General features: G+C 75.1%; 3 protein-coding genes. 2 read left to right on the top strand and 1 reads right to left on the bottom strand.

The window, feature by feature from the left end:
* Window positions 1-13: 13 nt before the first annotated feature.
* Window positions 14-634: a dTDP-4-dehydrorhamnose 3,5-epimerase family protein gene (locus NT8_RS27305; RefSeq protein WP_067975777.1), complete on the bottom strand. Its 621-nt coding sequence runs from the start codon at window positions 632-634 to the stop codon at window positions 14-16.
* 177 nt (window positions 635-811) lie between these two features.
* On the opposite strand from NT8_RS27305, the gene NT8_RS27300 reads away from it, so the two are divergent.
* Window positions 812-1,768: an NAD-dependent epimerase/dehydratase family protein gene (locus tag NT8_RS27300; protein WP_217999331.1), complete on the top strand. Its 957-nt coding sequence runs from the start codon at window positions 812-814 to the stop codon at window positions 1,766-1,768.
* A gap of 778 nt (window positions 1,769-2,546) precedes the next feature.
* Complete coding sequence (locus NT8_RS27295; protein ID WP_067975771.1) at window positions 2,547-4,430, top strand: AfsR/SARP family transcriptional regulator; 1,884 nt, start codon at window positions 2,547-2,549, stop codon at window positions 4,428-4,430.
* The last annotated feature ends 32 nt before the right edge of the window (window positions 4,431-4,462 follow it).

Genomic DNA, 4,462 nt, shown 5'->3' with positions numbered 1-4,462 from the left:
GGGCGCCGGCCGGCTACGGGCGGCCGGCGCCGGGGGAGGTGAGGGCGTGCTCCAGGGCCCGGCTGGCGGCGTAGTCGGGCAGCATCCCCCGCTCCCGCGCCTCGGCGAGGGTGGGCGCGGCGAGGTCGCGTTCGGACAGCAGCGGGGGCAGGTCCGGCGGCAGGGGCAGCCCGATCTCCGGATCGGACACGGCGACGGCCAATTCGTTCTCGGCGCGGTACTCGCCGGACAGCAGGTAGGACACCCGGGTGTCGTCCTCCAGCGCGGTGAAGGCGTGGCCGAGCCCCACGGGCAGATAGAGGGAACGGCATTCCCGCGCGTCGAGCACCAGCGACTCGAACGCGCCGAACGTGGGGGAGCCCACCCGCAGGTCCACCACGTAATCGCGCACGCTCCCGTTCGTGCAGAAAACGAACTTCGCCATTCCCGGCGGGGTCGCCGTGAAGTGGACGCCGCGCGTCGTCCCGCGCCGCGACCGGCTGTGACTGGCCTGTGCGACCGGGAACAGCGGGTGGCCCACGGCCTCGCGCAGCACGGATTCGGATAAAGGGGTGACGAAGAATCCCCGGTGATCCGGGAAGACGGGGGGAATGAACTCGACCGCACCCTCGATTTTCAGGGGTCGCCATTTCATGCCGGTCATCATACTCATCCGCTCATCGGGCACCCGGGCCGCCGGACCGGCGCCCGTCCGGGCCATGGCCGCGCAATGCGCGGGGCAGTAGCATTGCCGCCAACCGGCGGCCGGTGGAATCCGCACGCGTTCCGTACGCCGCCGATCCCCCATTTCCCGCGACGCCCGGGAGGACGAGTGGACACCGAATCCGCAGCGGCACCGCGGCGCCGGGTGGCGGTGATCGGCGGCACCGGGTGGATCGGCCGCCACGCCTGCGCGGCGTTCGCCGCCGCCGGGTACCGGGTGCTCGTCCTGGCGCGCACCCCGGCCGACCCGCCCGCCGGGCACGGATTCCACCGCCTGGACCTCGGCGCGGTCGCGCCGGCGGACCTGGCGGAGCTGCTGGCCGAGGCGGGGGTCGACGCGGTCGTCAATACCGCCGACGCCACCAACACCACCGACGGCTGGGCGCGCACCGACGCCGAACTGGAGCACTACAACGTCGTCGCGGTGCGCCGGCTCACCGAGGCCGTCGCCGCCCTGCCGGGCCGGCCGCGCCTGGTCCACCTCGGCTCCATCCACGAGTACGGGCCGGTGGCCCGCGGCACCCGCGTCCACGAGGCCGTGCCCACCCGGCCGGTGGGCGCCTACGCGCACAGCAAGCTCGCGGGGTCGCGGGCGGTGCTCGACGCAGCGGCGGCGGGCCGGGTGGCCGGCGTGGTGCTGCGCCCGGTGAACGTGTGCGGCCCGCACCCGGCGCCCGACACCTTCCCCGGCAAGCTGCTGCGGCTGTTCGACACGGCCGCGCGCACGGGCGGGCGGGTGCCGGTCACCATCGCCGACGCCGTGCGCGACTGGGTGGACGTGCGCGACGTGGCCGCCGCCGTGGTGTGCGCGAGCACCGCGCCGGACGCCGCCGGCGCCTACAACATCGGCAGCGGCACCGCCGTGCCCATGCGGGAGTTCATCGGCCTGCTCGCCGCCGTCGCCGGGCTGGGGCCCGACCGGATCGAGGAGCGCGGCCCCGCGCCGGCCGGCACCACGGGCCGGTGGATCCAGGCCGACGTCACCGCCGCGGCACGCGACCTCGGCTGGCGGCCGCGGACCGGGCTGCGGACGTCGCTGGCCGACATGTGGGCGGCGCGGGGCTGACCCGCCGGGGCCCGCGCGGACCGCCGCGGGCGAGGTGACCTGCGCCCGCGTGAAACGGGGACCCCCGTGCGGGCGCCGTCGTCGCGGATTGAACAATAGGCGGGAGCGCGGGAAAACGGACCGTATTCCCTCCGTGACCGCGTCGAATGAAGAAATCTTCATGTCGCGCACCGTCGCGGACCGGTGTCCCCCGCCCTAATATCGAAAGGGACCACGCGGATCCTCGCAGCGAGGTGGTGCATTGCGGCCATTCCGCAGCGCCCCGACCGGGCTCCCCACATCCCGGAAGACGGGCGCGACCCTGTGCGCGAACGCTCGGCAGAGCGGGTGGATGCGCGCAGCCGCGTGCGGTGGCAGGACCGGGGAGCCCCATTCCCCGGTATCGGGACGACCGGCGGCCGGTGCTTTCAGCGGAGCGGCGGCCGCCGTACAGGTACGGCTGAGGCGAACGGACACCGGAATACGGCGGCACGGCCGCCGTTCACCTGGACCGGTGTTTTCCCCACCGCGTCGTGAAAGGCGGCCCCGAGGGAAGCGGGGTGGGCTTCACGGCGCCGACCGAATGGAGTCGAGAACCTTCAGGGTTTTCCGCTCCCGACGGCACCACTGCGCGCGATGTTAGCAGAAGAACGTCTTGACTGATCAGCATTGACGGGTACATGGACACATATCTCTGCGACACCGACGACGACCGCTGGAGACCGACACACGCGACGAACGCGGCCGGGCGCCGCACCGCCCTGCCCCGCCGCCACCGGGCCCGAACGGGGACCCGACCATGAGCCTGCTGACGCACGTGCGGCTCCTCGGCGAGGTCGGGGCGCTGATCGCCGACACGGAGGTCGACCTCGGCTCGGCCCGGCAGCGCACCCTCTTCGCCGTGCTGGTGATGCGGGCCAACCAGGTGGTGAGCCGGATCGAGCTGATCCGCGCCGTATGGGGCTCCGACGCCCCGGCCACCGTCGAGAGCAGCGTCTACACCTACATCGGGCGGCTGCGCCGCGTCCTCGAACCCGCGCGCAGCCCGCGCGCCCCTTCGGCCGTCATCGACCAGAACGGCTCGGGGTACCGGCTGCGCATCCCCCCGCACCGGGTGGACGTGCGCACCTTCGAGGCGCACGTCGAGGCCGCCAAGCGGTACCGCGACGGCGGCGACGCCGCCGGCGCCCTGTGCGAGCTCGACTCCGGGCTCGGCCTATGGACCGGCGAGGCTTTCGCCGGCCTGTCCGGCCCCTTCGTCGACGCCGAACGCAGTCGACTGGAGGAGCTGCGCATCACCGCCATGGAGGAGCGCGTCTCCGCCCTGATCGACCTGGGGCGGGCCGACGAGGCCATCGGCGAACTGATCACCCTCAAGCGGCTCCACCCGCTGCGCGAGGGCGTCCGCGCGCTGCTCATGGCCGCCTTCCACGCCTGCGGGCGCCGGGCCGAGGCCCTCAACGAGTTCCTCGACATCCGGGCCCGCCTGGTGGGCGAACTGGGCATCGAGCCCGGACTGGAGCTGCGCCGCACCCACGAGGCCATCCTGCGCGACCCGGTCGGCCGCCGCACCGCGGGCCCACCCGCCGGCGGGACGGCCGGCGGCGCCCGCGCGGTCCCCGCCCAGCTGCCCATGGAGGTCTCCGGGTTCGTCGGCCGCCGCACCGAGGCCGACCGGCTGCACCGGCTCGCCGAGGCCGGGGCCGACGACGGCGGCGCCGTGGTGGTCGTCGACGGCCCGCCGGGCGTGGGCAAGAGCGCCCTCGCCGTCCGGTTCGCGCACCGCATCGCCCACCGGTTCCCCGACGGCCAGCTCTACGTTGACATGTCCGGGTTCGGCGGCGAACGCGGTCCCCTGACCGCCGACGAGGCCCGCCGCATCCTCCTCAGCGGGCTGGGTGCCGACACGGGCGGCGCCGACACCGCCCCCGGGGCCGGCCCCGACGAGCGGTTCGCCGCCTACCGCAGCGCGCTCGCCGGGCGCCGACTGCTCCTGCTGCTCGACAACGTGCGGTCGGTCGACCAGGTCCGCCCCCTGCTCCCGGGCGGCTCCTCGGCCAAGGTGCTGGTGACCAGCCGCAACCGCCTCTCCGGCCTGGCCATCCGCGACGGCGCCGCGCTGGTCACCCTCGACCCGCTGCCGCCCGCCGACTCCGCGGCCCTGCTGCGGCGCAGCATCCGCAGCGGCGGCGGCGGGGAGGTGCCCGACGACGTCCTCACCGAGGTCGCCGAACTCTGCGGGCACCTGCCCGCGGCGCTGCGCGCCGCCGCCGTCCGGATCGCCTCGGCCGGGGCCCGCACGGTCCGCGACCTGCTCACCGAGGGCAACCCGCTCGACTTCCTCGACGCCGAGGCCGACGCCGCCGTGTCCCTGCGCGCGGCCCTGTCGTCGTCGCTGCGCGCCCTGTCGCCGCAGGCGGCGCAGGCGTTCGTGGCGCTCGGGCGCTCCGATGGGGAATCCTTCGACACGTCGACGGCGGTGCGGCTCACCGGTGTCGGCCGCACCGAGGCCCTGGGCCGGCTCAACCAGCTCGTCCGCGCTCACCTGCTGGAGCGCGACGCGCACGGCGGCTTCGCCATGAACCGGCTCGTGCACGCCTACGCCCGGGAGCTGGTCGGCGCCGCGCCGCGGTCCTCGGTGAACCGGGGGTGGTGGCCGCCGAGCGAGTCCTGCCCCAACTGAGGCGGGGCCGCGGCCCGCAGGCCGCGGCCCCA

Source organism: Nocardiopsis trehalosi NBRC 14201 (assembly GCF_001552555.1).
GTDB lineage: Bacteria > Actinomycetota > Actinomycetes > Streptosporangiales > Streptosporangiaceae > Nocardiopsis_B > Nocardiopsis_B trehalosi.
The sequence above is the reverse complement of the archived record's forward strand: the minus strand, read 5'-3'. Positions and strand labels throughout refer to the sequence as shown.